The sequence below is a fragment of the Thioalkalivibrio sp. ALMg9 genome, from assembly GCF_000380625.1.
In the GTDB taxonomy this organism is placed as follows: domain Bacteria; phylum Pseudomonadota; class Gammaproteobacteria; order Ectothiorhodospirales; family Ectothiorhodospiraceae; genus Thioalkalivibrio; species Thioalkalivibrio versutus.
In genome coordinates this window covers 684152-709195 of sequence record NZ_AQYC01000008.1, presented here as the reverse complement: position 1 = coordinate 709195, position 25044 = coordinate 684152, and the positions used below count along the sequence as shown (strand labels likewise).

Below are 25044 nucleotides of genomic sequence, written 5' to 3'. Positions count from 1 at the left end.
GTCGGGCTTACGCCGTCGCCTCGGCCTCGATGGCATCGGCGCTGGCAATCAGACCGGGACCCAGCAGGGTGTCGATGTCCAGCACCAGGATCATCTGTTCCTCGACGGTCGCCAGCCCGCGTACGAAGTTGACCCCGATGCGGGTCCCGAAGTCGGGTGCCGGCTGCAGGTCTTGCGCACCGATGCTGTAGACCTCGGAGACCGCATCCACGACGACGCCCATTACGCGTTCGCGTTCCTCACCCACCACGCGCAGCATGATCACCACCGTGGTCGGGCCGTATTCCAGCGGCTCCATGCCGAAGCGCAGGCGCATGTCGATGATCGGCACGATCATGCCGCGCACGTTGATCACGCCGCGGATGTAGTCCGGCGTGTTGGGCAGGGGTGTGGGGCGTTCCCAGCCCTTGATCTCCTGCACCCGCAGGATGTCCACGCCGTATTCCTCCTCCGCGAGGATGAAGGTGAGGTACTGGTCCTCGCCGGCGGTGGCCGGGTCGTGGATCGATTGGGTTGCGTCGTTCGCCATTGCGTTCGGCTCCTTGATGATCAGGCCGCGCGGGTATCGCGCCCGCTGGCCATGCGCGCGATCCCGGCGACATCCAGGATCAGGGCCACCTGGCCGTCCCCGAGGATGGTCGCGCCGGCCGTGCCGGGGACCTTGCGGAAATTGGTTTCCAGCGTCTTGATGACCACCTGTTGCTGACCGAGCAGGTCATCGACCCGCAGCGCCACGCGCTGGTCGTCGGCCTCGGCCACCACCAGCAGGGCGCGTTCCGGCAGCGGGCTGGGTTCGGTACGGCCGAACAGGGCCGCGAGGTCGACGATCGGAATGTATTCGTCCCGGAGGCGGTATAGCGGCAGCCTGCCGAAGGCCTGTTTCACGCTCTCTGGCAGGGTCTGCAGCGACTCGACGATCGCGATCAGCGGGATCACGAAGGTCTCCTCTCCGATCTTCAGCAGCTGGCCATCCATGATCGACAGCGTCAGCGGCAGGCGGATGGTCAGGCGCGAACCCTTGCCGGGTTCCGACTCCAGCTCGACGTTGCCACCCAGGCCGCGGATGTTTTTCTTGACCACATCCATGCCGACGCCGCGGCCGGACAGGTCGCTAACCTGGTCGGCCGTGGACAGGCCGGGTTCGAAGATCAACTGCAGGATCTCGTGGCGGTCCGGGTGCTGGTTGGGTCCAACGAGGCCGGCATCGCGGGCCTTGGCGAGGATGCGGTCGGCATCCATGCCCTTGCCGTCGTCGCGGATCTCGATGACCACGTTGCCACCCCGGTGGAAGGCTTCCAGGGTGACCTGGCCGGTCTCCGGCTTGCCGGCCGCCGCGCGTTCTTCGGGCATTTCAATGCCGTGGTCCACTGCGTTGCGCACCAGGTGCACCAGCGGGTCGCCCAGGTGTTCCATCACGGTCTTGTCGACCTCGGTGTATTCGCCTTTCAGGGTGAGCTCGATCTGCTTGCCCAGCTGCCCGGAGATGTCGTGCACCAGCCGCGGGAATCGGTTGAAGACCTGCGCGATCGGCACCATGCGGATGCTCATCACGCTTTCCTGCAGCTCGCGGGTATTGCGTTCCAGTTCGCCCAATCCGGTGCGCAGGCGCTCGATCTGCGCCTCCATCTGCGACGGGTCTTCCTCGAGTTGTTCGCTGATATCGGTCAGCATCGACTGGGTGATCACCAGTTCGCCCACCATGTCGATCAGGGCGTCGATCTTGCCGGCGTTCACCCGCATGGAGCTGGATTCCGCCCCACGGTTACCGCTACCGCCGCGCGCAGCGGGGGCCGCCGGCGGACGGTCGGTGGTCGCGTCCGTTTCTGTCGCATCGGGCGTCAGCAGGGGCGCTTCAGGGGTCGGCTCGCTGGCCGCGCCGAGGGGTTCAATCAGGAGATCGCACTCGTCCTCGACCCACTCGAAGACCTCCTGGATCTGATCGCGGCTGGCATCGCCTTCCAGCTCCAGGGTCCAGGCGAGGTGGCAGTCCTCCGGGTCGAAGGCATCCGCGTGGTCCGGCAGGCGATCGGTCTCGCAGTGCACGCTGAGCGTGCCGAGTTCCTCCAGCACCTCGAACATGCGCAGGGGGTCGTTGCCGGTGCGCATCAGGTCCGCGTAGGGCTGGAAATGAATCCGCCAGCCACGCGGGCCAGTACGGTTCCCGTCGGCGGGGGCATCGGTGCCGCCAGAGTCTGCGGCCCCACGGTTGTCCGCCGGGCTGCTCGCGGGCGCGGCATCCCCCAGATGGGCCTCGATCAGGGCGCGCACTTCGGCCACCTCGGCGGGGTCGGCCTCGCCGCCATCGCGGGCGGCATGCAATTGCGCACGCAGAGTATCCACCGCACGCAGGAGGAGGTTCACCGTTTCCGGGGCCGCCTCCTGCTCGCCGTTGCGCATGCGGTCCAGCAGGGTCTCCACACCATGGGTGAACCCGGAGATCGCGCCGAACCCGAAGGTCCCGGCTCCGCCCTTGATCGAGTGGGCGCAGCGGAAGATCGTGTTCAGCGTCTCCGGATCGCCGCCGTCCAGCGCCAGGAGTTCGGTTTCCATGCGCTCCAGCCCCTCGAAGCTCTCCTCGAGAAAGGCATCGATGAACTGGGTCATGTCGATCGACATGACTAGCGCAGCACCCGGTTGACGGTGTTCATCAGCTGATCGGGGTCAAACGGCTTCACCAGCCAGCCGGTCGCGCCGGCGGCCTTGCCTTCCTGTTTCTTCTCCGGCCCGGCCTCGGTGGTGAGCACCAGGATGGGGGTGAACTTGTAGTCGCCCAGCTTGCGCAGCTCGCGGGTCAGCTGCAGGCCGTCCATGGCGGGCATATTCACGTCCGTGATCACCAGATCCGCCTTGGCGCCCTGGGCCTTGCTCAGGCCATCCTTGCCGTCGCGGCCCTCGACGACCTCGTGCCCGGCCTGCTTGAGGGTGAATGCGACCATCTGGCGCATCGAGGCGGAATCGTCCACCACCAGAACCTTAGCCATTGATGTCTCCTGAATCCTTGTCGTCGTGTTGTGCGGCGCTCGACCCAAAACCGTCTTCGGGTGCGCCCAGTGCCTGCAGGGCCTGGGCCAGAACCGCGCTGGTCCCGATGAGCGAACAGCCCTGCGCCTTGCGGGCGGCCGAATGGCGGGCCATCAGCAGGACCTGCACGCCGGCGGCGTCCACATCATTCACAGCCGCCGAATCCAGCTGCAGGTCTTCGCCGACATCCAGTGCCGCGCGCAGTACTTGCCAGCATTCGGCTGCGGTATCGATGCGCAGGCGTTTCGGCAACGCAATGGGGGTCATCTGCAGTACCCTTTCATGAACTCGGTCACACTGTACAGGTGTTGTACAGTATTGTTCCAGTTCTTTGTAAAAATCTTGTACGGCTGGAAGCATTAAACCTTGAGACACGTTTCACCCCGGCCGCCCGATCAATGGCTGGATCTTCGGCCCGGCAGTGTGAGGAGATGGCCGCTTTCATCCCCGGAAACTCGTTCGTTCATGCGTGATCTGATCTCAGGGAGCCACTGACATGGAGGCCCGTACGCTCTACCGGTTGTCTGCCGATAATGCTGGCTGGCAGGCGGCTGCGAACTGGCTGCGGGCTGCTGCGGCGCAGGGGCCGGTGCTGTGGGTGGGGCGTTCGCCGCCCGGCGGGGTGCCGCATGTGGCGCCGGCGCAGGCTGGGCATTGGCTGGGGCACGAGGTACAGGCCCTGGTATTCGAGGCCCGGCAATCGCTCGCGGTGGATGCCCTGGTCACGGTCGCAGGCCTGCTGGTCGGCGGTGGCACCCTGGTCATCCTCGACGGCACCGGCGGAGACGGGGCGTTTGCCCGCCGCTGGCAGGCGGCGCTGGCCGAGCCGTGGGTGCGGACGGTGGAGCCACCGTCGGTGGATCGACGGCCCGGAATCAGGCCGAGGGCGGCGGGCCCGTTTGCGTGGACGCCGGATCAGGCCGTCGCGCTGGGGCATTTGGCGGGACTCGCGCCGGGCGCATGTGTGGCGTTGACCGCCCCGCGTGGCCGCGGCAAGTCGACCCTGCTGGGCGAGTTCCTGGGCACGGCACTGCAGCGCGGCGAATCCACGATCACGCTGACGGCGCCGGGACCACGGGCCGTGGACGCATTGCTGGCGCGCGCCCGACATTGGACGCACGCGCCGGAATGGCACTACCGGGCCCCGGACGTTTTGCTGGAACACGCGGAACCGCTGGATACCTTGATCATCGACGAGGCTGCGAGCATGCCGGTCGAGCGCCTGCTCCAGTTGGCCCGGCTGGCACGGCGCCTGGTGCTGGCGACCACGACCGGCGGCTTCGAGGGGAGTGGACAGGGCTTTCGGCTGCGTGCGCTGCCGGCCCTGGAGGGGGCGGGCTTTTGCGTGCGGCTACAGACCCTGGATACACCGGTCCGCTGGGCCCGGGGCGATCCGCTCGAGGACTGGATGAATCGGCTGTTCCTGCTGGAGGCGGCGAGTCGCCCCCCGGTCTCCCAGGCCGTGCGGCTGCGCTGGAGCACGGGCACGGCGCTCGCGGACACGCCGCAAACCCTGGAGGCAGTAATGGGCCTGCTGGCAGATGCCCATTACCGCACACGGCCCTCCGATCTGGCGCGCTGGCTGGATGATGCGGGTGTTCACCTGTTGCTGCTGGAAGGGGCGGCGGATGGCGCCCTGTTCGGGGTGGTTCTGATCCAGGAAGAGGGCGAACTGGAACGCGGGATAGCCGAAGCGGTTTGGTCGGGCGAACGGCGCCCGCAGGGGCATTTCCTGCCGTGCACCGTTGCGGCCCGGGGTGACTTCGACCTGGCGGGGGAGGGCGCGTGGCGCATTCAGCGCATTGCGGTGCATCCGCATTGGCAGGGGCTGGGCCTGGGGAGTCGTCTGTTGCGTGCGGTCGCGGACCGGGCTGGTGCCAAGGGGGTGGCGCTGATTGGCGCGAGTTTCGGGCTGCAACCTGTGTTGCTGCACCTTTGGCTGCGCGCGGGTTATGGCCTGGTGCGAGTCGGCATCCAGCCGGATGCGGCCAGTGGCCAGGTGAGCGGCGTGGTCCTGCGTGCGACCGCGCCCCGATTGCAGCCCCGGCTGCAACAAGCATTGGCGGCCTTTCGGCGCGACTGGCCGGCCTGGCATCCACGGTTCCTGCCGGACACGACCGCGGCCATGGTGAGCGAAGTCCTTGGGGATCAGGATGCGGAGGGAGATTGTCCCTTGCCGCCGGTTGACCCGGTGGCGGATCTGAAGGAGGTCCGAGCCTTTTCCCAGCGGGCGCGGCCCCTGGAGTGGGCGCTTCCCGCGTTGCTGCGGCAGTTGGCGGTGGCGCCGCCGGACGAGCCGGAAGGTCAGCTGCTCGAGGCGAGCCTGGCGCAGCCCATCGACTGGGACCGACTGGCACGCGAGCTGGAGGTTTCCGGGCGGCGCGGCGTCACCCGAAGGTTGCGTCGCGCCGCCCGGAACTGGCTGGAGGCCCGGAGCCTGTAACCCGCCCGGTCAGAGCCGGAACTGGGCCAGTGCCTGCTGGATCTCCTTCTCTACCTGCTTGAGCTCGTCGGAGGCGGCGCTGACGCGGTCGGCGGTATTAGCCGACTGATCCGCCTCGTCGGAGATCTGCACGATGTTGCGGTTGATGTCCTCGACTACCGTGCTCTGTTCGCGCGAGGCGACCGCGATCTGCTCGGTCATCTCCACGATCGTGGTCACCGACTGGCGGATCTGTTGCAGGGCACCGTTCACCTCGGAGGTGTGCTCCATGGTGGCCTCGGCCTCTTCCTGGCCGTGCTGCATGGCCTTCACCGCGCTGGTGGTGGCGGACTGCAGGCGCGCGATCATGGTCTCGATCTCGTCGGTGGATTCCTGCGTACGGGTCGCCAGCTTGCGTACCTCGTCGGCCACCACCGCGAAGCCGCGGCCGTGTTCACCGGCGCGGGCGGCCTCGATGGCCGCGTTCAGGGCCAGCAGGTTGGTCTGTTCGGCCACGCCGCGGATCACCTCGAGGATGGTCCCGATCTGCTTCGAGTCCTCGCCCAGCTTGGCCACGGTGTCGGCCGCCTGTTCGACCGTCCCGAGCAGCGAGGCCATGGACTCGATGTTCTTGCTCATCACCTCGGAGCCGTTGTTCACTGCATTCCCGGCCTCCTGGCCCGCCTGGGAGGTCGCATCGGTGTTGCGGGCGATCTCCTCGGCGCTGCTTTGCAGTTCGTTGATCGCGGTGGCGACGCGGTCGGTCTCGTCGCGCTGGCGCGAGACGGCCTCGCGGGCCTGGTAGGCCTCCTGGTTCAGGTTCTCGGTGGCGCGATTCAGCGTCTCGGTGCCGCCGCGGGCATTGCCGATGGCCTGGGCGATCTTGTCGGTGAAGCGGTTGAAGGCCCGGCCCAGCTGTGCGGTTTCGATCAGGCCGTTCTCGTCCAGGCGACGGCTCAGGTCGCCGTCGCCGTCCGCGATCTCCTCGAGTGCCGCGGTCGAGTGGGCCAGGGCGCGCCGGACCACCAGGATGATGAACACCGCGCCGGCCAAGCCCAGAATCACGCCAATCAGGGCCAGTACGCCCTGGGTGGTCTGGGTCGCGCGCATGTCGGCGGTCAGGGCGGCGGCGCTGCGCTCGGCGCGATTGGTAATCCGCTCGCTGAGTCCCTGCAGGTGGTCACGCGCCTCGATCAGCACGGGCCCGATCTCGGTACGGATCAGGTAGGCGTCTTGCAGCGCCTGTTCGCTGCCGTGGATCTCGATCAGGTCATCCAGCGCCGTGTTCTGGGTGTCCAGCGCCCCCTGAAAGTCCTCCAGCGCGATCTGCTGTTCGAAGTCCAGCTCGTCGAACTGGTCCATCAGCTGTGCGGTGATGTCGTTGGTGCGAGTCGCGAACAGTCGGACATTCTCGCGGAAGGCATCGTCACGGAAGGCGATAAAACCGCGCAGGTTCGAGGTGACCTGCACCACCGACATGCGCAGGTCATGCAGGGTGTCGAGACGATCCCAGGACCGCTGGAAGCGCGGGAGGCCCATCTCGGCGCTGATCATCATGTTGGTCTGCTGGGTCATCTCGCGGCTGGCAGGGTTGGCCCGGGCATTGGCGATTCCCAGCGCCGGCATGTTTTCGGCGGCGTTTTCGGCAACCTCGATCAGTCGGTCCTCGAAGCTGGCGAACTGGTTGACCAGGCGGCGGACCTCGGTTGCGCTGGCGGACAGTTCCTCGTCGGCAGCGATCACCGGGTTGTCGTTCAGGGCGCGGGTTGCGCCATCGAGGTCACGCATCGCGTTTTGCCACGCGTCGCGGTGGGACTGCTCCTCGCTCATCAGGTAGAACCCGAGAAACGCAGCGCTCTCCTGCAGCAATTGCTCGACGTCATTGACCCGGGCTACCGCCGGGTAGTCGGCCTGGGTGAGCTGTTCAACCCCTTGGCTGCCCGTACTCATCGCGCGCAGGGCCAGCAGGGAGTTGATGATCAGGATGGCGACCACCAGGCCAAAGCCGGCAATCAGTAGCCCCCGAATGGAGAGTTTGTCCAGCATGCGATGACTCCTTCTGGGCGCCTTGTGTCCGGCGCTTCACGAACCGGCCGCGGCCATTACGACCGCGGACTCGAAAGGTGGTGATTCAACCCCTGTTACGGCCGGCCGCGCTCAGAGTTGAGCCGGTTATTCAGGGAGTCGCCGGAGGATGACGTGCCGGGGCTCAGTCGGATTCCAGCTGTTCCCAGCGCTCGTAGCAGAGGGCCAGTTCAGACTCGACGGCTTCGAGCCGCGTCTGCAGTTCGCGCATGCGGTCACCGTCGCGCAGGGCATCCGGCTCGGTCATGGCCGTGGTCAGGCTTTGCTGTTCCTGTTCCAGGGCCTCGATCTGTGCCGGCAGGGCCTCCAGTTCGCGCGCGGTCTTGTAGGACCGTTTGCGTGGGGTCGCCGGTGCCGGCTCGGGTGCGGGCGCCGCGGGTTTGGCCGCGGGCTCGGCCTTCGCGGTCGCTCCGGACTCGCCCTCCAGCAGGCGCCGGGTGACCCGTTCGGGCAGGTCGGACCAGCCGCCGACGAACTCCTCGACCGCGCCATCGCCCGGCAGGACCAGAGTGGAGGTCGCGACGTTGTCGAGGAACGAGCGGTCGTGACTGACCACGATAACGGTGCCGGTGTACTCGATCAGCAGCTGCTCCAGCAGCTCCAGGGTCTCCACGTCGAGGTCGTTGGTCGGCTCGTCGAGCACCAGCAGGTTCGCCGGGCGCAGGAACAGCTTCGCCAGCAGGAGGCGGTTGCGCTCGCCCCCGGACAGCGCCGATACCGGCTGGCGGGCACGCGCGGGCGGGAACAGGAAGTCTTCCAGATAGGACAGGATGTGGCGGCTCTCGCCATTGACCATGACCCGGTCGCGGCCCTCGCCGACCGCATCCTGAACCGTGGTTGCCTCGTCCAGACGGGCACGGGCCTGATCGAAGTAGGCGATCTCCAGCTGGGTGCCCAGCTTGACGCTGCCTGCGAGCGGCTCCATCTGGCCCAGGAGTCCGCGCAGCAGGGTGGTCTTGCCGGCCCCGTTGGGTCCGACGATGCCCAGGGCATCCCCGCGCTGCAGCAGCAGGTTCACGTCGCGCACGATGGGGGTGTCGTAGCCGAAATCGGCGTGTTCCGCCTCGATCACCAGGCGTCCGGAGCGCTGCTCCGGACTCAGCTTCATCTTCACCTGGCCGCCGCGTTCCCGGCGTTCGGCACGCTTGCGACGCAATGCCTGAAGGGCCCGCACGCGGCCTTCGTTACGGGTGCGTCGCGCCTTGATGCCCTGGCGCACCCAGACCTCCTCCTGGGCCAGCTTGCGGTCGAACTCCGCGCGCTGGGTGGCCTCCGTTTCCAGCCTTTCGGCCTGGCGCTCGCGGAAGGCCTCGATGGATGGTGGGTGCTCGTACAGATGCCCGCGGTCCAGCTCCAGGATGCGCGTGGCTACGCTCTCCATGAACTGGCGATCATGGCTGATGAACACCACGGTCAGTCCGCTCTCGATCAGGAACTGCTCCAGCCAGCGGATCGCGGCCACGTCCAGGTGGTTGGTGGGCTCGTCGAGCAGCAGCAATTGCGGGCGTTGCACCAGCTCGCGCGCCAGCCACACCCGTCGCTTCAGCCCGCCCGACAGCGCGGCGAACTGCGCCTCGGGATCCAGGCTCAGGTGCGAAATCGTGGTCTCCACCCGGTTCTGCAGGCTCCAGCCGTCGATGGCGTCGAGTTTCGATTGCACCGGCCCCATCTTGTCCAGGGCGTCCATGTCACCCGATGCGGCGGCCTGGCTCAGGTGGTGGAAGCGTTCCAGCAACCGGCCGGCCTCGCCGAGGCCCTCGGCGACCACGTCAAAGACCGTCCCTTCGATTCCGGGCGGTAGTTCCTGGGTCAGGTAGGCGGTGGTCAGGCCATCCTGGCGGGTCAGTTCGCCGGAATCGGCCTGGGCTTCGCCGGTGATGACCTTGAGCAGGGTGGACTTGCCCTCGCCGTTGCGCCCGGCGATCGCGACGCGTTCGCCGGGCTCCAGGCTCATGTTGACGCCATCGAGCAGGGAGGCCATGCCGTAGGCCAGGTGGATGTTGCGCAGGGTGAGAAGTGCCATTCGAATTCCGGTCGCGAGCAAGTGTTGTTGCGGGCGTCAAGACTATCACCTTGGCGTGCCGTAGCGCGCACCGTGAGGCCTTTCAGGCTCGCCATCCCGGAGCGCGAATTGCGTTCTTTCTACTGCCAGCCGGGAGAGGCCGGGCCTGGTTCGCCATCTGGTGTTTACGGTGCTTTCGTCCGGCCGCCTGCCAGGCGCTGACTCGCCAGCGCGCCGCGAGGTACTTCTTTTCTCGTGCAAAGAAGTACCCAAGAAACACGCCCGACTGCCGCGACCCCGGCCCGCTGCGCGGGCCGGGGTTTCCCTCGCTCCGAGGCTTTTCGCGGGCGGCGCTGAACTCGCTGCGCCTTCGGCTCCGCTCAGACATCCAGCGCCTTGAATCCCGCGAAAAGCCTCTCCACTCGGCGCGACGACAACGGGGGGAAGGTCCAAACAACGGCCGTCCCGGCGATGTTGCTCATGGATGGAGGCTGGGTCTTCCGGCATCTTTGGCACGCTCGGCCTGCGGCCATGGCGTGCCGCGCCGGCGAAGCGGGCGCCGGGGGGCGTAGGATGCCGATAAGCGTAGCGAATCGCATCAGGGTGTCGCACGGCGTGGGGAGCGGTGCGTTTCGCTGCGCTCAACCGCACCCTACGGGACAGGGGCTGGCTGCTGGTGTCCGGATACCGTCTGTCTTGACCTTCTCCTCCCGTATGGAGCCCCTCGCGGAGGGCGTGATGGGCCGGGAGAAGGCGCTGGATGTCTGAGCGAAGCGCAGCGTAGCGAGTTCAGCGCCGCCGGCCCAGCGCGTCCGGAGCGAGGTTCCCGGGCGGAATCCGGGGGCCCTTCTTTGGGTGCTTTCTTGGGCAAGCAAGAAAGTACCTCGGGGCGCGCTGGCGAGTCAGCGCCTGGCAGGCGGTCGGACGAAGGCACCGTAAACACCAGATGCCGAACCAGGACTAGCCACAACCAGGCAGGCGGTGGACCGACACCACCATAAAGACCGGATGATGAACCGTGCTTAGGCTAGTGAGCGGGGACGAGGCGGGCGTCAGGCTTCGCCCATGAGCCAGGCGCTCACGGCGCCGGCGAGGCTCATCAGCGCGAGCACGAAGATGGCGACTTCGGTGCCGGCCAGCTGGGCCAGCAGGCCGAACAGGCCGCCGATCAGTAGCAGGCCGCCGATGACGGTGTTGCTGACGGCGGTGAACGCGGCGCGCGTTTCCTGGGTTGCCATGTCGACCAGGTACGTCTTGCGGCCCAGACGCACGCCGGCATGGCTGACCCCGAGCAGGAAAAACAGGGTCGCATAGACCCAGCCGCCGGGAACCAGCGCATGGTCGGTGCCGACGGGCGCGAGCCAGACGCTCAGGGCGACCGCGATGCCGAGGCCGGCTGCAAGGAGTCCCGAGAGGATCAGGACCCAGCGGGCGGAGCGGTCGGATAGCCGGCCCCAGACCGGGGCGCTGACGGCCGAGGCCAGGCCGCTGGCGAGGATCAGCAGGCCCAGGGTGCCCAGATCACCGGCGGTCGCGTCCTCCGCGAGCAGGACGTAGAAGGGCAGTGCCAGGGCCGTGCTCATCAGCAGCGCGCGGGTCAGGACGAAGTGACCGAAGGCGCGGTCGGTCCACAGCAGGCGCATCGACTTGATGGCTTCGGTGACGGCGTTGCCGCCACCCTCGGTGGCACCCGGATCCTCGCGCAGCCGGGTGAAGGTCGCGGCGGCGACCCACCAGGCCCCGGCCGAGGCGGCCAGCAGGGCCACGAACACGCCAATGCCGGCCTCTTCCAGGTTCGCGAGAGTGAGGTAGATGCCCAGCCCCAGGGTGAAGAACCCGGCCAGCGACGCGGCGTAGCCCATCACCGTGCCGCGGCGATGCTTGGCGATGGTCTTGCCCAGCACATCCTTGGCCGCGACCGAGTTGATCCCGCGCGAAAGCGCAAAGACCACCAGTAGCCCGAGAATGGCCCAGCCGGCGGCTGCACCCTCCATGGTCAGCGCGACCACGGCCATGCCGGCCACCGCGAGCCCGGAGAGCAGGCTGCCGAGGATCCAGAAGCCCTTGCGGATGGCCCGCCGCCGGATGGCGGCGGCCACGAACAACTGCGGCAGCAGCGAGCCGGACTCGCGGATCGGGACCAGGAAGCCGGCGAAGGCGGCCGGGGCCCCCAGGGCGCCCAATAGCCAGGCGAGGACCAGGCGGGCCGAGGCCAGCTCGTCGCCGATCTTGCTCAGGGTGTTGGAGACCAGGTGGACGAAAAAGTTAGTCGGCTGGGCGTTGCAGGCGTTTTCCGGGATGTCCTTGCAGACGCGGGCGTCCTCGTCCCCGGCGATGGTCTCGTACAGGGAGATCAGCGGGCGCGGCAGCTTGTCCGGGTCATGTTCGGCCATGGAGTCCTTCCGTTGCGGTGCCCCCCGGTCATTGCGAGGAGCCGAAGGCGACGTGGCAACCTCCCGAAGTTGGCAACGCGCCAGGTCCCGGTGGCTCCGGTGGGAGATTGCCGCGTCGCTGCGCTCCTCGCAATGACGGCGGCTGACTAACGCCGTCCGGCCAAGGGGTCGCTCGGATCGACGCTGTCGCGGAACGGCTTGCGCCGGTCGAGGTTGGTCAGCTGATAAACGTTGCCCAGCCAGTTGTTGATCACCGCCAGGGCGGTGTCGTGCCAGGTGTTGTCCAGGCGGTCCAGCAGCAGCGCCTCGGGCAGCGCTGGGATCTCGGTGCAGTGCTCCAGCGCGGCCTCGACCTGCTCGCGATGCTCGCCGAGGATCGCGGCGGCCTGCGGCATCAGGTAGTTCTCCGGTAGCGGCGGGTAGGCGTCGCGTTCGCCCTGGATGTAGCGCACGACCTCGCGCTTGTATTCCTTGAGCAGGCTGATGGAGTCGTACTCCGGGTGGCCCTGGAAGAAGACCATGCGGAAGCCGTCCGGCGAGGCACCCAGGTGGATCCCGGACTGCTCGCTCTCCACCAGTACGCGCAGGCCGTGGCGTTCGAATTGCTCGCGCGAGACATCGTTGTAGCGCGAGTGCGGCACATCGAAGCGGGTGTTGACGCCGGTGACCAGCGGGTGCCCGCGGTCCACCACCCGGTGCGGGAACACGCCCCACAGCTTCTCGCCCATGTGCACGCGGCGCTCGCCGTAGCGTGCCTGCAGCACGGCGTGGGTGGCGAGGCAGGAGCAAAGCGTCGAGGTCACGTTTTCCCAGGCCCAGTCCACCACCTCGGCCAGCGGCTCCCAGAATGGCTCCAGTGCCAGGTCCGGCTGGGTGACGTTGGCCCCGGTGATGATCAGCGCGTCGAGACCCTCTTTCTTCAGGTCCTCGAAGTCCTCGTAGTACTGCTTGATGTGATCGCGCCCCTTCGGCCCGCGCTTGAGCTGCGGCAGGGTGAACGGGTGGATATAGAACTGCGCGATCTGGTTGCTCTCGCCGATCAGGCGAAAGAACTGACGTTCGGTGGCCGACAGGGCGGCGTCCGGCATCATGTTCAGCAGCCCGATGTGCAGCGCACGGATCTCCTGCTGCTGCGCGAAGTCGCTGGGCAGGACGGTCTCGCCCTCGCTCTTCAGACGGGCAAAGGTGGGCAGATCGGAATAGGCGACAAGTGGCATTAGAGGCGTGCCTCCCGTTCCAGGGCCATGCAGACCAGGTCATCGAAGTCGGCCGCGTTGCGTACGCGCGCCAGCTCGGTGGTGCTGATCGTGTAGCCGTGGGTCTCGGCGATCGCCTCGTAGCGCGGCAGGCGTGCGCGGAACAGGCGCGAGAAGACCCAGCGCACGAAGGCGTCCGGGTCGATCTGGGCGACGTAGTCCAGCCCCTCGTCGCGCATGTATTCGGCCAGCTGCTGGTCGAGGAAGGCCTCGCGGTAGTACAGCGGTTTGGGGTCGCGCTCTGCGCGTTCGATCAGCTGGCGCTCGTCTTCGTCCGTCGCCTTGATGTACAGGATCAGGGTGTGCTCGGCCAGCGTCTCGAGTACGCCGGGGCTGTCCAGTTCGCAGACCGAGCCGCCGGCGTCGTTGACGAAATGCGGGTAGCCGAACAGCGTTTGTGCCTTGTGGATGAAGTCCGGCACGTCGAGCATCGCCTGCACCTCGGCCTGGTGGTGCAGGGTCTGGCGGCGCTTGAATTCGGTCAGCGGCAGGCCGCCCAGTTCCGGGTTGCCGAGCTTGCCGAGGAAGCTCGCCACCGGGTGCAGGTTGTCCACGGTGATGTTGTTGATGATCTGGATCGAGTCCGAGCGCAACAGGTCGCGCAGGAACGGCACCGCCATCGCCTGGGCCTTGATGTTGTCCAGGATCGGCTCGCTCAGGTAGCGCGTGCCGATGCGGTAGTCCCCCGAATAGTGGAACCAGTCCTCGCGCCGGAGCATGTTGGACAGGCGCGTCTTGCCGACACCGGACATCCCCAGCAGGGTGATGCGGCGGTGCTCCTGGTTGCGGTATTCGTCGGGTGTCAGGCGCATGGGGACTCGATTAGCGTCGCAGGATGAACAGGATGCCGGCGATCACCGCCAGGCCGCTGATGACGTAATGGTCGTACTGGAACTGCAGCCCCAGCAGGCCGCGCAGGCCGAACAGGATCAGCCAGACGCCCAATAGAATGTTGCCGAGTATGCGCATCCCTGCGGAATCCTCCGGTTAGCGGATCAGTTGGCTCAGTTCGCGGAACTGCGGATCGGCCGCGTCGCGCAGCCATTCGAACAGCACCGATTCGTGGTTGGTAATGATGGCGCCGGCAGCGCGCAGGCGTTCCAGCCCGTTGCGTTTGCGCCCGGCGTCGCGCGAGCAGACCCCGTCCTCGACCACGAACACGGTTACGCCCGCGTCCAGCAACTCCAGCGCCGTCTGGGTCACGCAGATATGCGTCTCCGAACCGGTCAGGATGACCTGGTCGCCGCCTGTCAGGCGCGCGCGCAGGTCATCCTCGGCGCAGCAGGAGAAGGACGTCTTGTCGGTGACCGTGCCGTACCCGTCGAGCGCTTGCTGCAGAGTGGCGGTGACTTCGCCCAGGCCCTGCGGATACTGACGCGAGACCTCGATCGGGATATCCAGCTTGCGTGCGGCCTCGATCAGGCGGGCGGTATTGCGCTCGACCTCGTCCCGCGCGTCCGGCATGGCGGCCAGCAGGCGTTCCTGCAGGTCGATCAGGACCAGACGCGAGCGCGCACGCTCGCAGCGGGCTCGCGGATTGGAAGCGGCAGCGGCCATTACTCCAGCAGGCGGTTGATGGCCTCGAGATCGGTCACGCTCAGGCGGCCGGCGGCGCGCTGCAGGCGCAGCGACTCGCTGAGGAAGCCGTAGCGGGCCTCGGCGTAGTCGCGCTCGGCGCGGAAGACCTCGCGCAGGGCGAGCAGGACGTCGACCTGGGTGCGGGTGCCCACCTCGAAGCCGGCCTCGGCCGCCTCGAACGCGGACTGGGTGGAGGCCAGGGCCTGCTCCAGGGCGCGCACGCGCGAGTTGTTGGAGATCACCGACAGATAAGCGCTGCGGGTGTCCTGGGTCGTACGGCGTTCAACCAGCGACTGGCCTTCCTGCGCGGCCTGGAAATTCTCGCGCGCCTGACGGGTGAGGGCGCTGACACGACCGCCGGTGTAGAACGGGATCTCCAGCTGGATCCCGACCTGGGCTTCGGTGCCCTCGAAGAACATCGCCCCGCCGGTCGTGCCGGCATCAAGGCCGTGATAGCGGTTCTCGTTGACCGAGGCGTTCAGATTGATGCGTGGCAGGCCCTCGGCGCGCTGGCGCTGGATCTGCTCGCGCGCGCTCTCCGTGCTCAGACGCTGGGCGGCCAGTTCCAGGTTGTTCGCCAGGGCGATATCCACCCAGGCCTGCGGATCGGCCGGATCCGGCGGGGTCAGCTCGGCGTCGTCGCGCAGCATGTCGAGCTGGTCCCAGTAGGTATTGGTGATCACCGCGAGCTGTTCGCGGGTCAGGTCCAGCTGGTTCTCGGCGCTGATGCGCTCGGCCTCGGCAAGGTCGCGCTGGGCCTGGGCCTCGGTGACGTCGGTGCGTGCGACCAGGCCGACCTCAAAGCGGCGCTCGGTCTGTTCCAGCTGGCGCTCGATTGCCTCGACCTCGGCCTCGCGAAAGGCCAGGGTCTCCTGTGCGATCAGCACGTCGAAGTAGGCCTGGGAGACGCGCAGGATCAGGTCCTGACGGGCGGAATCCAGTTCCGCCTCGGCGCGGGCGATCTCGAGATCCACCTGCACAAGATCAATGTAGTTGCGGCGGTCGTAGATGCTCTGCGAGAGATTGACGCCAAAGCTGGTCTGGCGCCCGTCGTCGCTTCCGGGGCGGTTGCGGTCGTCGCGGTAGAACGCGCCGGCCTCGGCCTGCCCGGAGATCTGTGGCAGCAGGGCAGAGCGAGTGATCGGGCGATTTTCCAGCACGCCGCGGTATTCCGCCTCGGCGGTGCGCAGCTCCGCGTCTTCCGTGGCGGCGCGCTCGTAGACCTCCAGGAGGCTCGAGGCGGCGGCGGGGGCCGAGATCACAAGGACCAGCCCGGCGGTGGCGAGAAGCGACGGCAGACGGTTCATGGACGCGACTCCGGAAGGATATTAGGAAAAGCCTATCCTATCAGAGCCGGTTCGGGCATGGGACCTTCATCCCAGGTTGGCCGCGCCTGAAATGGGCCCCTCGGGTGCCGCTCAGAATTCGAAGGCGGGCTTCGGCTCGAAGCCCACCAGCGGCTTCACGCGGGTCTCGAACAGCTCCTCGTGGCGGCAGCCGTCCTCGGTGGTGCGGATGATCAGCTGGGCCTCCATGATCGGACCGTCACCGGTAATCACGAACAGTCGCCCGCCCAGGGTCAGGTAGGGCTCGAGGAAGTCGTCATATTCGGTCATGCCGCCGGTCAGGATGATTGCGTCGTAGCGCGGGCGCGGCGGGGTCCAGTCGGGCGTCACCGAGGCGGTGCGCAGTTGCGCGTTCTCGATGCCGAGATCGGTCAGGCGGTTGCGGGCGGCCAGGCGCAGCTCGTCGATGCGCTCGACGCTGTCGACCTGGGCCGCCAGATGGGACAGGCAGGCCGTGACGTAGCCGGAACCGGTGCCGATCTCCAGCACGGTTTCGGTAGGCTGCGGCGACACGGCCTGCAGCAGGCGGCCGATCACGACCGGCGGCAGGGTGTTCTCGTCGTGCCCCAGGGGGATCTCGGAATCGGCGTACGCCAGGGCCTGATAGGGCTCGGGCATGAAACGCTCGCGCGGGAGCGTTTCCATTACGTCCAGTACACGGGTGTCCAGCACGTCCCAGGGGCGGACCTGCTGTTCGACCATGTTGATCCGGGCCTTGGCGTAATCCATCGCGGTTTCCTCAGTGCGCTCGACAGCCGCGAAAGAGTACGTTCACGGGCCGAAACAGGCAAGTAGGAGCCTGCTCGCAGGCGAATGCCCTGCCCGCGTCCGACAATGGCAGGGCATTCGCCTGCGAGCAGGCTCCTATGCGTCGGGGTGTTCGTCGAGGGCGGCGGCAATGGCGCGAACGCGCTCGCGCTGCAGGGCCTCGCCCAGTGCCTTGCCCTTGTGTCCCTCGGCCATCAGGGCCGCCGGCTGCACGCCTTGCGCGGCCGCCACTGCGCGGCGCACCGCGTCGGCCTGTGGATAGGGCTTGTCTTCCCAGCCGGTGCGGCCGCGGAAGTCCGCCTCCACCGCCAGCAGGAAGGGCTCCACGTTCTCCGGGCGGCGCAGGACGTCCAGGCCGTCGACCAGCTTCATCACGGTCTTCGGGCGCAGCTCGAATACGCGATGCACCAGCCCGTGGTAGCGCGCCACGCGCACCGCCAGGTCGCGGTAGCGGTTGGGTATGCGCAGGCGTTCGGTTAGGGCGCGGATCAGGTCCACCCCGCGTTCCTCGTGCCCGTGATGGCTGGGCAGGATCTCCGGGGCAGTGGTGCCCTTGCCGAGGTCGTGCACCAGCGCGGCGAAACGGACCTCCGGTGCATCGGAAAGCCGGGTCGCCTGGTCCAGCACCATCAGGGTATGCACGCCGGTGTCGATCTCCGGGTGGTAGCGCTCCGGCTGCGGCACGCCGAACAGCCGCTCGATTTCTGGGAACAGGACGGCGAGTGCCCCGGCCTCGCGCAGCACCTCCAGAAAACGCCGTGGGGCCGGACTCTTCAGGGCCTTCTCGCATTCCGCCCAGACGCGTTCGGGGACCAGGGCGTCGACCTCGCCGGAGGTGACGAGCTCGCGCATCAGCGTCAGCGTGTCGGGCGCGACCTCGAAGCCCCATGGCGCGAGCTGGGCGGCAAACCGCGCCACGCGCAGCAGGCGCACCGGGTCCTCGGCGAAGGCGGGGGAGACATGCCGCAGTCGGCGCGCCTCCAGGTCGGCCTGGCCATTGTAGGGGTCGATCAAGCGGCCGTCGGCATCCTCGGCCATCGCGTTGATGGTGAGATCGCGGCGTTCGAGGTCGTCCTCCAGCGTGACCTCGGGCGAGGCGTTGAATTGGAAGCCGTGATAGCCGCGTGAGGTCTTGCGCTCGGTGCGCGCCAGCGCGTATTCCTCGTGGGTTTCGGGATGCAGGAAGACCGGGAAGTCGCGCCCGACCGGCCGAAAGCCATTGGACTCCATCGCCTCCGGCGAGCTGCCGACGACGACGTAGTCGCGCTCGGTGAACGGGCGCCCTAGCAGGCGGTCGCGAACCGCACCGCCGACGAGGTAGGTCTGCATGGCGGTTACCGGTTCACCCTTCGATCAGCCGCGGCTGGCCCCGCGATTGAGCGTGCGCAGGTGCTGCATGCGGGCCTCGCGCCCGGCGCCCCCACCGCCCAGATAGCTGGGGGCAATGGATTCCAGGCGGGTCGGGCAGGGCAGCTGCTGTTCGCCGTCGCAGACCGAGTCGATGGTCAGCGAGGCGAAGTTGTCGCGCGACAACGGCTTGCCGGGCACGAACTCGAGCACGCTGGCCTGCAGCTTGCCGGCCCAGTCGGGCAGGCCGATTACCGGGCGCCGGTGGCCGGAGACCCGGCCCACATACCGCACCAGGTCGCCCAGGGTGTAGGTCTTCGGGCCGCACAGCTCGAAGCCCTGGCCGAAGGTGTCCTGGTCTTCCAGGGCCTCGACGAAATGCTCGGCCACATCGCCCACGAACACCGGGGCGAAGCGCGCCCGGGCACGCGCCAGCGGCATCACGGGGGAGAACTTCAGCAGCGTCACGAAGCGGTTCAGGAAGGAGTCTTCCGGCCCGAAGATGACGGAGGGACGGAAGACGGTGACCGCCAGGGATTCGCTGGCGAACACGGCCTGCTCGGCCGCACCCTTGCTGCGCAGGTAGTGGCTGGGGGCGTCGTCCATGTCCGCCTTCAGCGCGCTCATCTGCAGGAAGCGGCGCACGCCCTGCGACTCGGCGGCGGCCAGGGCCTTCTCGGTCAGCTCGGTGTGGGCGGCGTGGAAGCCGGCGCCACTGTGGCCACGTTCGTTGAGGATGCCGACCAGGTTGATCACCGCGTCCTGGCCCGCGAACAGGCGTTCCAGGGTGGCGGGATCATGGGCGCTGCCCTCGACCAGGTCGACCTCGGGGTTGACCAGGAGGTCGCGATGGCGGTGCGGACGGCGCGACAACACGCGGACCTTCAGGCCGCGGTCAATCAGTCGGCGGATGATGTGGTGGCCGACAAAGCCCGTGCCGCCGAGCAGGCAGACATTGCGAATCGAATCGATCGACATGGGGCAAGGTCCTTCCGAAAGCGAATGCGGATCGTCTTATACTCGGGTGACCCGCATTGTTCAAACTAGCAAATAGTTGACCTGTGTTTCCCATGGCCTGTTTCCGGGTCACCAATCCGAGGCGCCGACATGACCGAACTGACCGCGATCAACCCTGCGACCGGCGAGATGCTCGCGCGTTACCCCCGCATGGATCGGGACGGGCTGGAGGCCGCCCTGGCACGCGCGGCCAGTGCCGCACCGGACTGGGCGGCACGCCCGGTGGCGGAGCGCGCCGCCTGCCTGCACGACCTGGCCGGGGTGCTGCGCGACGCGCGCGAGACCCTGGCGACTACGGCCACCCGCGAGATGGGCAAGCGGCTGGTCGAGGCGCGCGCCGAGGTCGACAAGTGTGCCAACGCCTGCGAATACTACGCCGAGCATGGCCCGGACTTCCTGCAGGACACCATGGTCGCCTCGGATGCGAGCCGGTCGTTCATCGCCTGGCAGCCGCTGGGGACCGTGCTGCTGGTGATGCCCTGGAACTTTCCCTACTGGCAGGCCTTTCGCCAGGCGATCCCGGCCACGCTGGCCGGCAATACCGTGCTGCTGAAGCACGCGTCCAATGTCCCCGGATGCGCCGAACATCTGGAACGGGTGTTTACAGCGGCCGGTTTTCCCGAGGGCGTGTTCCGCAACCTGCCGGTTGGCTCCGATGCGGTGGAGGGCATCATCTCTGACCGTCGCGTGCAGGGCGTCAGCCTGACCGGCTCCGAAGGCGCCGGCCGCGCGGTGGGGGCTGCGGCCGGCAAGGCCCTGAAGTCCTCGGTGCTGGAACTGGGCGGCTCGGATGCCTTCGTCGTGCTGGCGGATGCCGATCTCGATCACACCGTGGAGCAGGCGGTACGCGGGCGCTTCCAGAACAACGGCGAGACCTGCATCGCCGCCAAGCGCTTCATCGTCGAGGAGGCCATCGCGGATGCCTTCGTCGAACGCTTCCAGGCGGCCATCGAGGCCCTGGTCATCGGGGATCCGATGGACGAGGGAACGAACATCGGGCCGCTGGCGCGCGATGACCTGCGTAGCGAGTTGCACGACCAAGTGACCCGCAGCGTGGCGGCCGGCGCCCGCCTGGTAGCGGGCGGCGAGCCCCGCGATGGGGCCGGTTACTTCTACCCGCCCACACTGCTGGATGCCGTGGAACCCGGCATGGCGGCCTTCGACGAGGAGACCTTCGGCCCGGTCGCGGCGGTCACCCGGGCGCGCGACGCGGATCATGCCATCGAGCTCGCCAACCGCTCGCGCTTCGGCCTGGGCGGCAGCGTCTGGACCGCCGATCCGGTACGTGGCGAGGCCCTGGCTCGGCGTCTGGAATGCGGCTGCGCCTTCGTCAACGGCATCGTCAAGAGCGACCCGCGCCTGCCCTTCGGCGGCGTGAAGGACTCCGGCTACGGCCGCGAACTCTCCGAGCTCGGCATCCGCGAATTCGTCAACGCCAAGACCATCTGGGTCGGTTGATCGGTGCCCGTCGAAGGTTGACCCGCGTCGCTTCGAGTATGTGGGTCTAGTGGGCCGGGGTGGGCCTCGGCTTCGCGCGGTAGAGGCCGAGCTCGAGACGGCTGTTGCGGTCGGCGTGGTTGCGCTTCTCCAGGATGCGGGCGATCAGGGGCTGGTCCTGGTCCAGTAGCTGGGCGGCCAGGCCGTTGCGGTCGCGAGGCAGATAGCCCAGGTGGTGGTCCATCCAGCGCACGGCGACGGCCCGGCCGTCGTGGGTGTTGGTGCGCTCGCGTTCCACGGTCAGGGCCTGGCCGCGCTTGAGGATGTCCCACAGCCGGGGCGCCTCGTGGTGGCGGAAACCGGCCAGGGGGATGCGGTCCAGCAGTTCCTCGGTGGTGGCGGTGCGGTTGTAGGTGCCGCGCTCGGCGTAGTAGCCGGCGAGCGGCGGGACGGGGCGTGCCTGGCGGTTGTGCGACATGTTCGGACTCCTCGGTGTGGCTTGGGTGTCCGTTGTAGCACCGGGGGTGGCTCACAGGATGAGCCACCCCCGAAATCTGTTCTTATCCGTTGGGCTGGGTGTACTGGTGCGCGGCGCGCGCGAGGTCGTCGGCCACGCGCTGGCGCAGCTCGGCGGGCGCCAGCACCTCGACGCCCGGGCCGTGGCGCAGGATCTCTTGGGCGAGCTCGGTGGGGTCGGAGTAGGGGATGCGAAGGCGATACGCGTCGCCTTCGTATTCGCCGATCTGCTCCGGGTGCCAGATCTCGTCGGCGACCCAGCGGGCATGTTCCGGGGTGAAACGCAGCACGGCCCATTCCTGTGCGGGGCCGGTGAAGATGCCAAAGGCGTCTCCGGTGTGGGCATCCAGGGTTGCCTCGTCGATGGTGCGGTAGGCGGACTCCACCGGCTGCACCGAGCGGATGCGCTCCAAGGCGAAGGTGCGCAGGGCTCGGGCCTGATCGCACCAGGCGATCAGGTACCAGTTGTCGCGGTAGTAGAGCAGGCGCTGCGGGTGCACGACGCGATAGCTCGCGGCGTCCCGGGCACGACCGTGATACTCGATCTCGACGGGGTGTTCGTCCAGGGTCGCAGCGGCCACGGCCTGAAAGCTTTCGCCGCGGCTGCCGCGCTGGGCCAGCGGCTGGATGCGGATGCGGCGGCGCACGGTGTCCGGCTGGTGCCCACCACTGGCGAGCAGCTCGCGGATGCGGCCCTTCAGCGGCCCCAGCGTGGGCGCCAGCAACCCGGGCTGCACGTCCTCCAGGAGTTGTTCCATGGTCAGCAGCGCCAGCAGCTCGGATTCGTTGAACCACAGCCCCGGCAGCTCGAACGCCGGGGCATCCTGCGCGTAGCGGTAGCCATTGGCCTGGGCATCGTATTCGATGGGCGCCTGCATGAAGTCGCGCATGTATTCGAGGTCGCGCTTGACGGTCGCGCGCGAGACCTCGAGACGCTCCATCAGGTCCGCCAGTGAGGGCGGCCGCCGCCCCTGCAACAATCGGTGCAGGTGAAAGATGCGCTCGGCGCGATTCACGGGCGGGCCAGGGGTGGATGCATGCCCGGGGACGCTACCCATTCGCCCGGGCACTCGCAAGCGACGCGCCGGGGCGCCGGATGCCCGCCGTGTCGGGTGCGGCGGTTGCGGGCGACCGTCCCGGTGGTCAGTGGAGGCGCCGGCTGACGCGGATGATCTCCTCGTCGGAGGCGAGGATCTCGCGCTGGAAGCCGTGGCGTTGGGCGAGCGCGAGCATGCCGCCGTTGTGGCGCAGCACCTCGCCAAACAGTTCGCGCAGGCCGGCGTTGCGGGCGGAATCGATGACGGCCTCCATCAGGAGGCTGCCCACGCCGCGGCCCTGCCAGGCGTCACTGATGACCACGGCGAACTCCGCGCTCTCGCCGTCGGGTTCCGTGGTGTAGCGGGCGACGCCGACCTGCACCTCCCGGCCTGTGTGGTGGTCGACCGCGATGAAGGCCATCTCGCGGTCGTAGTCGATCTGGGTGAAGCGCACGAGCATCTCGGGCGTGAGTTCGTCCATCGAGCGCATGAACCGGAGATAGCGGGACTTCTCCGACAGGCTGCGCACGAATTCCTGCTCGATGGCAGCGTCCTCGGGCCGGATCGGCCGGAGCTCGAGTTGATGGCCGTCGCGGGTGGTGACCTTCCGGGCCATGTGGCCGGGATAGGGGTGGATGGCCATGTGCGCGTAGTCACGGCCGTCGTGGGCGGGATCGGCCAGTTCGATGCGGGCGTCCACGGCCATCACGCCGTTCTCGCCGGCCTGCAGGGGGTTGATATCCAGCGCGGCGAGTTCAGGCAGCTCGCAGGCCATCTCCGAGACCCGGAGCAGGACCTGTTCCACCGCGCCCTCGCGCACCGGGGGCGCGCCGCGAAAGGTGCCAAGGGTGCGCGCCGCGCGAGTCTGCGCCATCAGGCGCCGGGCCAGCGAGGGGTTCAACGGCGGCAGGGCGACGGCCTGGTCGCCGATGACCTCCACCGCGGTCCCGCCCAGTCCGAAGGCGATTACCGGGCCGAACACCGGGTCGCGCGAGATCCCCACCAGCAGTTCGCGAACATGCCCGACCTCGGCCATGCGTTCCACGCTCACGCCTTCAACCTCGACCTCCGGGAATTGCTCGTGGATCTGGTCGAGCATCTCCTGGGCCTGCTGGCGCACGGCCTGCACGCTGCGCAGGTTGAGTCGTACACCGCCAAAGTCGCTCTTGTGGGTGAGGTCGGGCGCACTGATCTTGAGCGCGACCGGGAAGCCCAGGCTCTCGGCGGCCAGCATCGCGTCGGCCGGGTCGCGGGCGAGGATGCTGGGACTGCAGGGGATGTGGAAGGCGGCCAGCACGGCCCGGGACTCGCGCATGCTCAGGACCCTGCGGCCCTGGCTGCGTGCGTGTTGCAGGATCAGGCGCGCGCCCTCGATATCCGCGGGCTGGTCATCGCTGCGGGGGCCGGGGACCTGCAGCAGCATGCGCTGGTTGCGTCGGTGTTCGATCAGCCAGGCGAAGGTCTCGACGGCGCCTTCGGGCGTGCGGAACTGGGGGATCCCTTCCGCGTCGAAGCGATTCCGTGCGCGGGCCACCAGCGGGTCGCCCATCCAGCAGGCCAGCACCGGCTTGTGGCTTTTGCGGGCCTGTTCGATCACGGCCTCGGCACAGGCGTCGGGGTCGGTCATGGCCTGGGGGGTGAGCAGGACGCTCGCCATGTGAACCCCAGGGTCCGCGAGCACGATGCGCAGGGCTTCGCCATAGCGTTCGGGGGTGGCGTCGCCGAGGATGTCCACCGGGTTGCCATGCGACCAGTGGGCGGGCAGCAGGGCGCTGAGTGCCTCCAGTGTGCCGTCGGCCAGCGTGGCCAGGTTCAGGCCGAGGTCGGCGGCCCGGTCCACGGCCATCACGCCGGGTCCGCCGCCGTTGGTGAGGATGGCGAGATCCTCGCCGCGCAGGCGCACGCCGCTGGCCAGTGTCTGGGCTGCGGAAAACCACTGCGACACGCGCTCCACCCGGACCACGCCGGCGCGCTGCAGGGCCGCGTCGAACACCGCATCCGAGCCCATCATCGCCCCGGTATGGGTGGCGGCCGCCTGGGCGGTGGCCGCGTGGCGAGCGGACTTGAGGACTACGACGGGCTTCATGCGCGCGGCGGCGCGCAAGCCCGACAGAAAGCGCCGCGTGTGGCGGATGCCCTCGACGTACAGCAGGATGCCCTGGGTCTCGGGGTCCACCGCGAGGTAGTCCAGCAGCTCGCCGAAGTCGACGTCTGCGGCGTCGCCGGTCGAGGCCACGCTGGAAAACCCGATGCCGGTGGGCTCCGCCCAGTCCAGGACGGCGGTGATCAGCGCCCCGGAGCTGGAGATCAGCCCGAGCTTGCCGGGCAGCGCCTGGTTGTGGCTGAAGGTCGCGTTGAGCCCGATGCCCGGGCGCATGATGCCCAGGCAGTTGGGGCCGATCAGGCGCATGCGGTAACGCTGCGCGATCTCGACGCATTCCTGTTGCAGGCGTTCGCCCTCTCGGCCGGCTTCGGCGAAGCCGGCCGAGAGGATGACGGCGCCGCGCAGGCCCGCCTCGCCACAGTTGCGCAGGATGCCGGGGACGGCCCGAGCCGGGGTGGCGATCAGCGCCAGGTCCACCATGTGCTCGCCGGGTCTCAGCTCGGGCACGCAGTGCAGGCCCTGTACCTCGGCGTATTTGGGATTTACCGGGAGCAGGGTGCGCTTGAAGCCGGCCGCCAGGAGGTTGGCCAGCACCGTGCGGCCGACGCTGCCCTCGCGTTCGGATGCGCCGAACACGGCGACACCGCGCGGATTGAACAGCTTGTCCAGGATATGGGTTCCCATGCATGCTCTCGGTTATGACGTGCCAAGTGTC

The 25044-nt window shown here is 68.1% G+C and carries 21 protein-coding genes; 3 read left to right on the top strand and 18 right to left on the bottom strand.

The genetic code is table 11. The annotated features are described in order from the left end of the window. Positions 1 to 7: 7 nt before the first annotated feature. The 4 genes from F792_RS0108765 to F792_RS0108750 are packed head-to-tail and all read right to left on the bottom strand — an operon-like array spanning position 8 to position 3288. Positions 8 to 529: a chemotaxis protein CheW gene (locus F792_RS0108765; RefSeq protein WP_018169255.1), complete on the bottom strand. Its 522-nt coding sequence runs from the start codon at positions 527 to 529 to the stop codon at positions 8 to 10. A 20-nt stretch (positions 530 to 549) separates the two neighbouring features. Further along, positions 550 to 2616, bottom strand: coding sequence for a chemotaxis protein CheA (locus F792_RS0108760; protein ID WP_018169254.1), 2067 nt, complete (start codon positions 2614 to 2616; stop codon positions 550 to 552). Positions 2617 to 2618: 2 nt separating this feature from the next. Then, positions 2619 to 2981: a response regulator gene (locus F792_RS0108755; protein ID WP_018169253.1), complete on the bottom strand. Its 363-nt coding sequence runs from the start codon at positions 2979 to 2981 to the stop codon at positions 2619 to 2621. After that, complete coding sequence (locus F792_RS0108750; protein ID WP_018169252.1) at positions 2974 to 3288, bottom strand: lipid asymmetry maintenance protein MlaB; 315 nt, start codon at positions 3286 to 3288, stop codon at positions 2974 to 2976. Before F792_RS0108750 ends, F792_RS0108755 begins: the two co-directional genes overlap by 8 nt. A 229-nt stretch (positions 3289 to 3517) precedes the next feature. Here F792_RS0108750 and F792_RS0108745 point away from each other — a divergent pair, with 229 nt between their 5' ends. Then, positions 3518 to 5464, top strand: a complete 1947-nt coding sequence (locus F792_RS0108745) for a GNAT family N-acetyltransferase (RefSeq protein ID WP_018169251.1) — start codon at positions 3518 to 3520, stop codon at positions 5462 to 5464. A 9-nt stretch (positions 5465 to 5473) separates the two neighbouring features. On the opposite strand, the gene F792_RS0108740 is transcribed toward F792_RS0108745, so the two are convergent. After that, the gene (locus tag F792_RS0108740; protein WP_018169250.1) at positions 5474 to 7489 is read right to left on the bottom strand and encodes a methyl-accepting chemotaxis protein; all 2016 of its coding nucleotides are present in this window, start codon (positions 7487 to 7489) and stop codon (positions 5474 to 5476) included. A gap of 163 nt (positions 7490 to 7652) precedes the next feature. Next, on the bottom strand, positions 7653 to 9551 hold the full coding sequence (locus tag F792_RS0108735; RefSeq protein ID WP_018169249.1) for an ATP-binding cassette domain-containing protein: 1899 nt from the start codon (positions 9549 to 9551) through the stop codon (positions 7653 to 7655). A gap of 510 nt (positions 9552 to 10061) precedes the next feature. Here F792_RS0108735 and F792_RS15105 point away from each other — a divergent pair. After that, positions 10062 to 10298 carry a hypothetical protein gene (locus tag F792_RS15105; protein ID WP_156000325.1) on the top strand — a complete coding sequence of 79 codons (237 nt, stop codon included), beginning with the start codon at positions 10062 to 10064 and terminating at the stop codon, positions 10296 to 10298. Between the two features lie 284 nt (positions 10299 to 10582). Here the strand turns inward: F792_RS15105 and F792_RS0108725 are convergent, their stop codons facing one another. From F792_RS0108725 to F792_RS0108685, 9 genes are all read right to left on the bottom strand, one after another. Next, positions 10583 to 11923, bottom strand: a complete 1341-nt coding sequence (locus F792_RS0108725; RefSeq protein ID WP_018169247.1) for an MFS transporter — start codon at positions 11921 to 11923, stop codon at positions 10583 to 10585. Between the two features lie 146 nt (positions 11924 to 12069). Then, positions 12070 to 13140: a homoserine O-succinyltransferase gene (locus F792_RS0108720; RefSeq protein ID WP_018169246.1), complete on the bottom strand. Its 1071-nt coding sequence runs from the start codon at positions 13138 to 13140 to the stop codon at positions 12070 to 12072. Continuing rightward, a complete protein-coding gene (locus tag F792_RS0108715; RefSeq protein WP_018144769.1) occupies positions 13140 to 13991 on the bottom strand; it encodes a hypothetical protein in 852 nt (283 codons plus the stop codon). The genes F792_RS0108720 and F792_RS0108715 overlap by 1 nt, the downstream gene beginning before the upstream one ends. A gap of 10 nt (positions 13992 to 14001) precedes the next feature. After that, positions 14002 to 14148 carry a hypothetical protein gene (locus tag F792_RS14910; RefSeq protein ID WP_018144768.1) on the bottom strand — a complete coding sequence of 49 codons (147 nt, stop codon included), beginning with the start codon at positions 14146 to 14148 and terminating at the stop codon, positions 14002 to 14004. 18 nt (positions 14149 to 14166) lie between these two features. Continuing rightward, positions 14167 to 14736, bottom strand: a complete 570-nt coding sequence (locus tag F792_RS0108705; RefSeq protein WP_018169245.1) for an isochorismatase family protein — start codon at positions 14734 to 14736, stop codon at positions 14167 to 14169. Beyond that, positions 14736 to 16064, bottom strand: a complete 1329-nt coding sequence (locus F792_RS0108700) for a TolC family outer membrane protein (protein WP_018169244.1) — start codon at positions 16062 to 16064, stop codon at positions 14736 to 14738. The genes F792_RS0108705 and F792_RS0108700 overlap by 1 nt, the downstream gene beginning before the upstream one ends. 111 nt (positions 16065 to 16175) lie before the next feature. Beyond that, the gene (locus tag F792_RS0108695; RefSeq protein ID WP_018144765.1) at positions 16176 to 16832 is read right to left on the bottom strand and encodes a protein-L-isoaspartate O-methyltransferase; all 657 of its coding nucleotides are present in this window, start codon (positions 16830 to 16832) and stop codon (positions 16176 to 16178) included. A 135-nt stretch (positions 16833 to 16967) separates the two neighbouring features. Beyond that, complete coding sequence (locus F792_RS0108690; RefSeq protein ID WP_018169243.1) at positions 16968 to 18200, bottom strand: multifunctional CCA addition/repair protein; 1233 nt, start codon at positions 18198 to 18200, stop codon at positions 16968 to 16970. 24 nt (positions 18201 to 18224) lie between these two features. Then, positions 18225 to 19196, bottom strand: a complete 972-nt coding sequence (locus F792_RS0108685) for a complex I NDUFA9 subunit family protein (protein ID WP_018169242.1) — start codon at positions 19194 to 19196, stop codon at positions 18225 to 18227. A gap of 129 nt (positions 19197 to 19325) precedes the next feature. Here F792_RS0108685 and F792_RS0108680 point away from each other — a divergent pair, with 129 nt between their 5' ends. Then, positions 19326 to 20693 carry an NAD-dependent succinate-semialdehyde dehydrogenase gene (locus F792_RS0108680; RefSeq protein ID WP_018169241.1) on the top strand — a complete coding sequence of 456 codons (1368 nt, stop codon included), beginning with the start codon at positions 19326 to 19328 and terminating at the stop codon, positions 20691 to 20693. Positions 20694 to 20739: 46 nt separating this feature from the next. On the opposite strand, the gene F792_RS0108675 is transcribed toward F792_RS0108680, so the two are convergent. The 3 genes from F792_RS0108675 to F792_RS0108665 form a co-directional block, all read right to left on the bottom strand. Beyond that, positions 20740 to 21150, bottom strand: coding sequence for an HIRAN domain-containing protein (locus F792_RS0108675; RefSeq protein WP_018169240.1), 411 nt, complete (start codon positions 21148 to 21150; stop codon positions 20740 to 20742). 82 nt (positions 21151 to 21232) lie between these two features. Next, a complete protein-coding gene (locus F792_RS0108670) occupies positions 21233 to 22204 on the bottom strand; it encodes a YafY family protein (RefSeq protein ID WP_018169239.1) in 972 nt (323 codons plus the stop codon). Between the two features lie 127 nt (positions 22205 to 22331). Beyond that, positions 22332 to 25013, bottom strand: coding sequence for a bifunctional acetate--CoA ligase family protein/GNAT family N-acetyltransferase (locus F792_RS0108665; RefSeq protein ID WP_018169238.1), 2682 nt, complete (start codon positions 25011 to 25013; stop codon positions 22332 to 22334). Positions 25014 to 25044 lie beyond the last annotated feature (31 nt).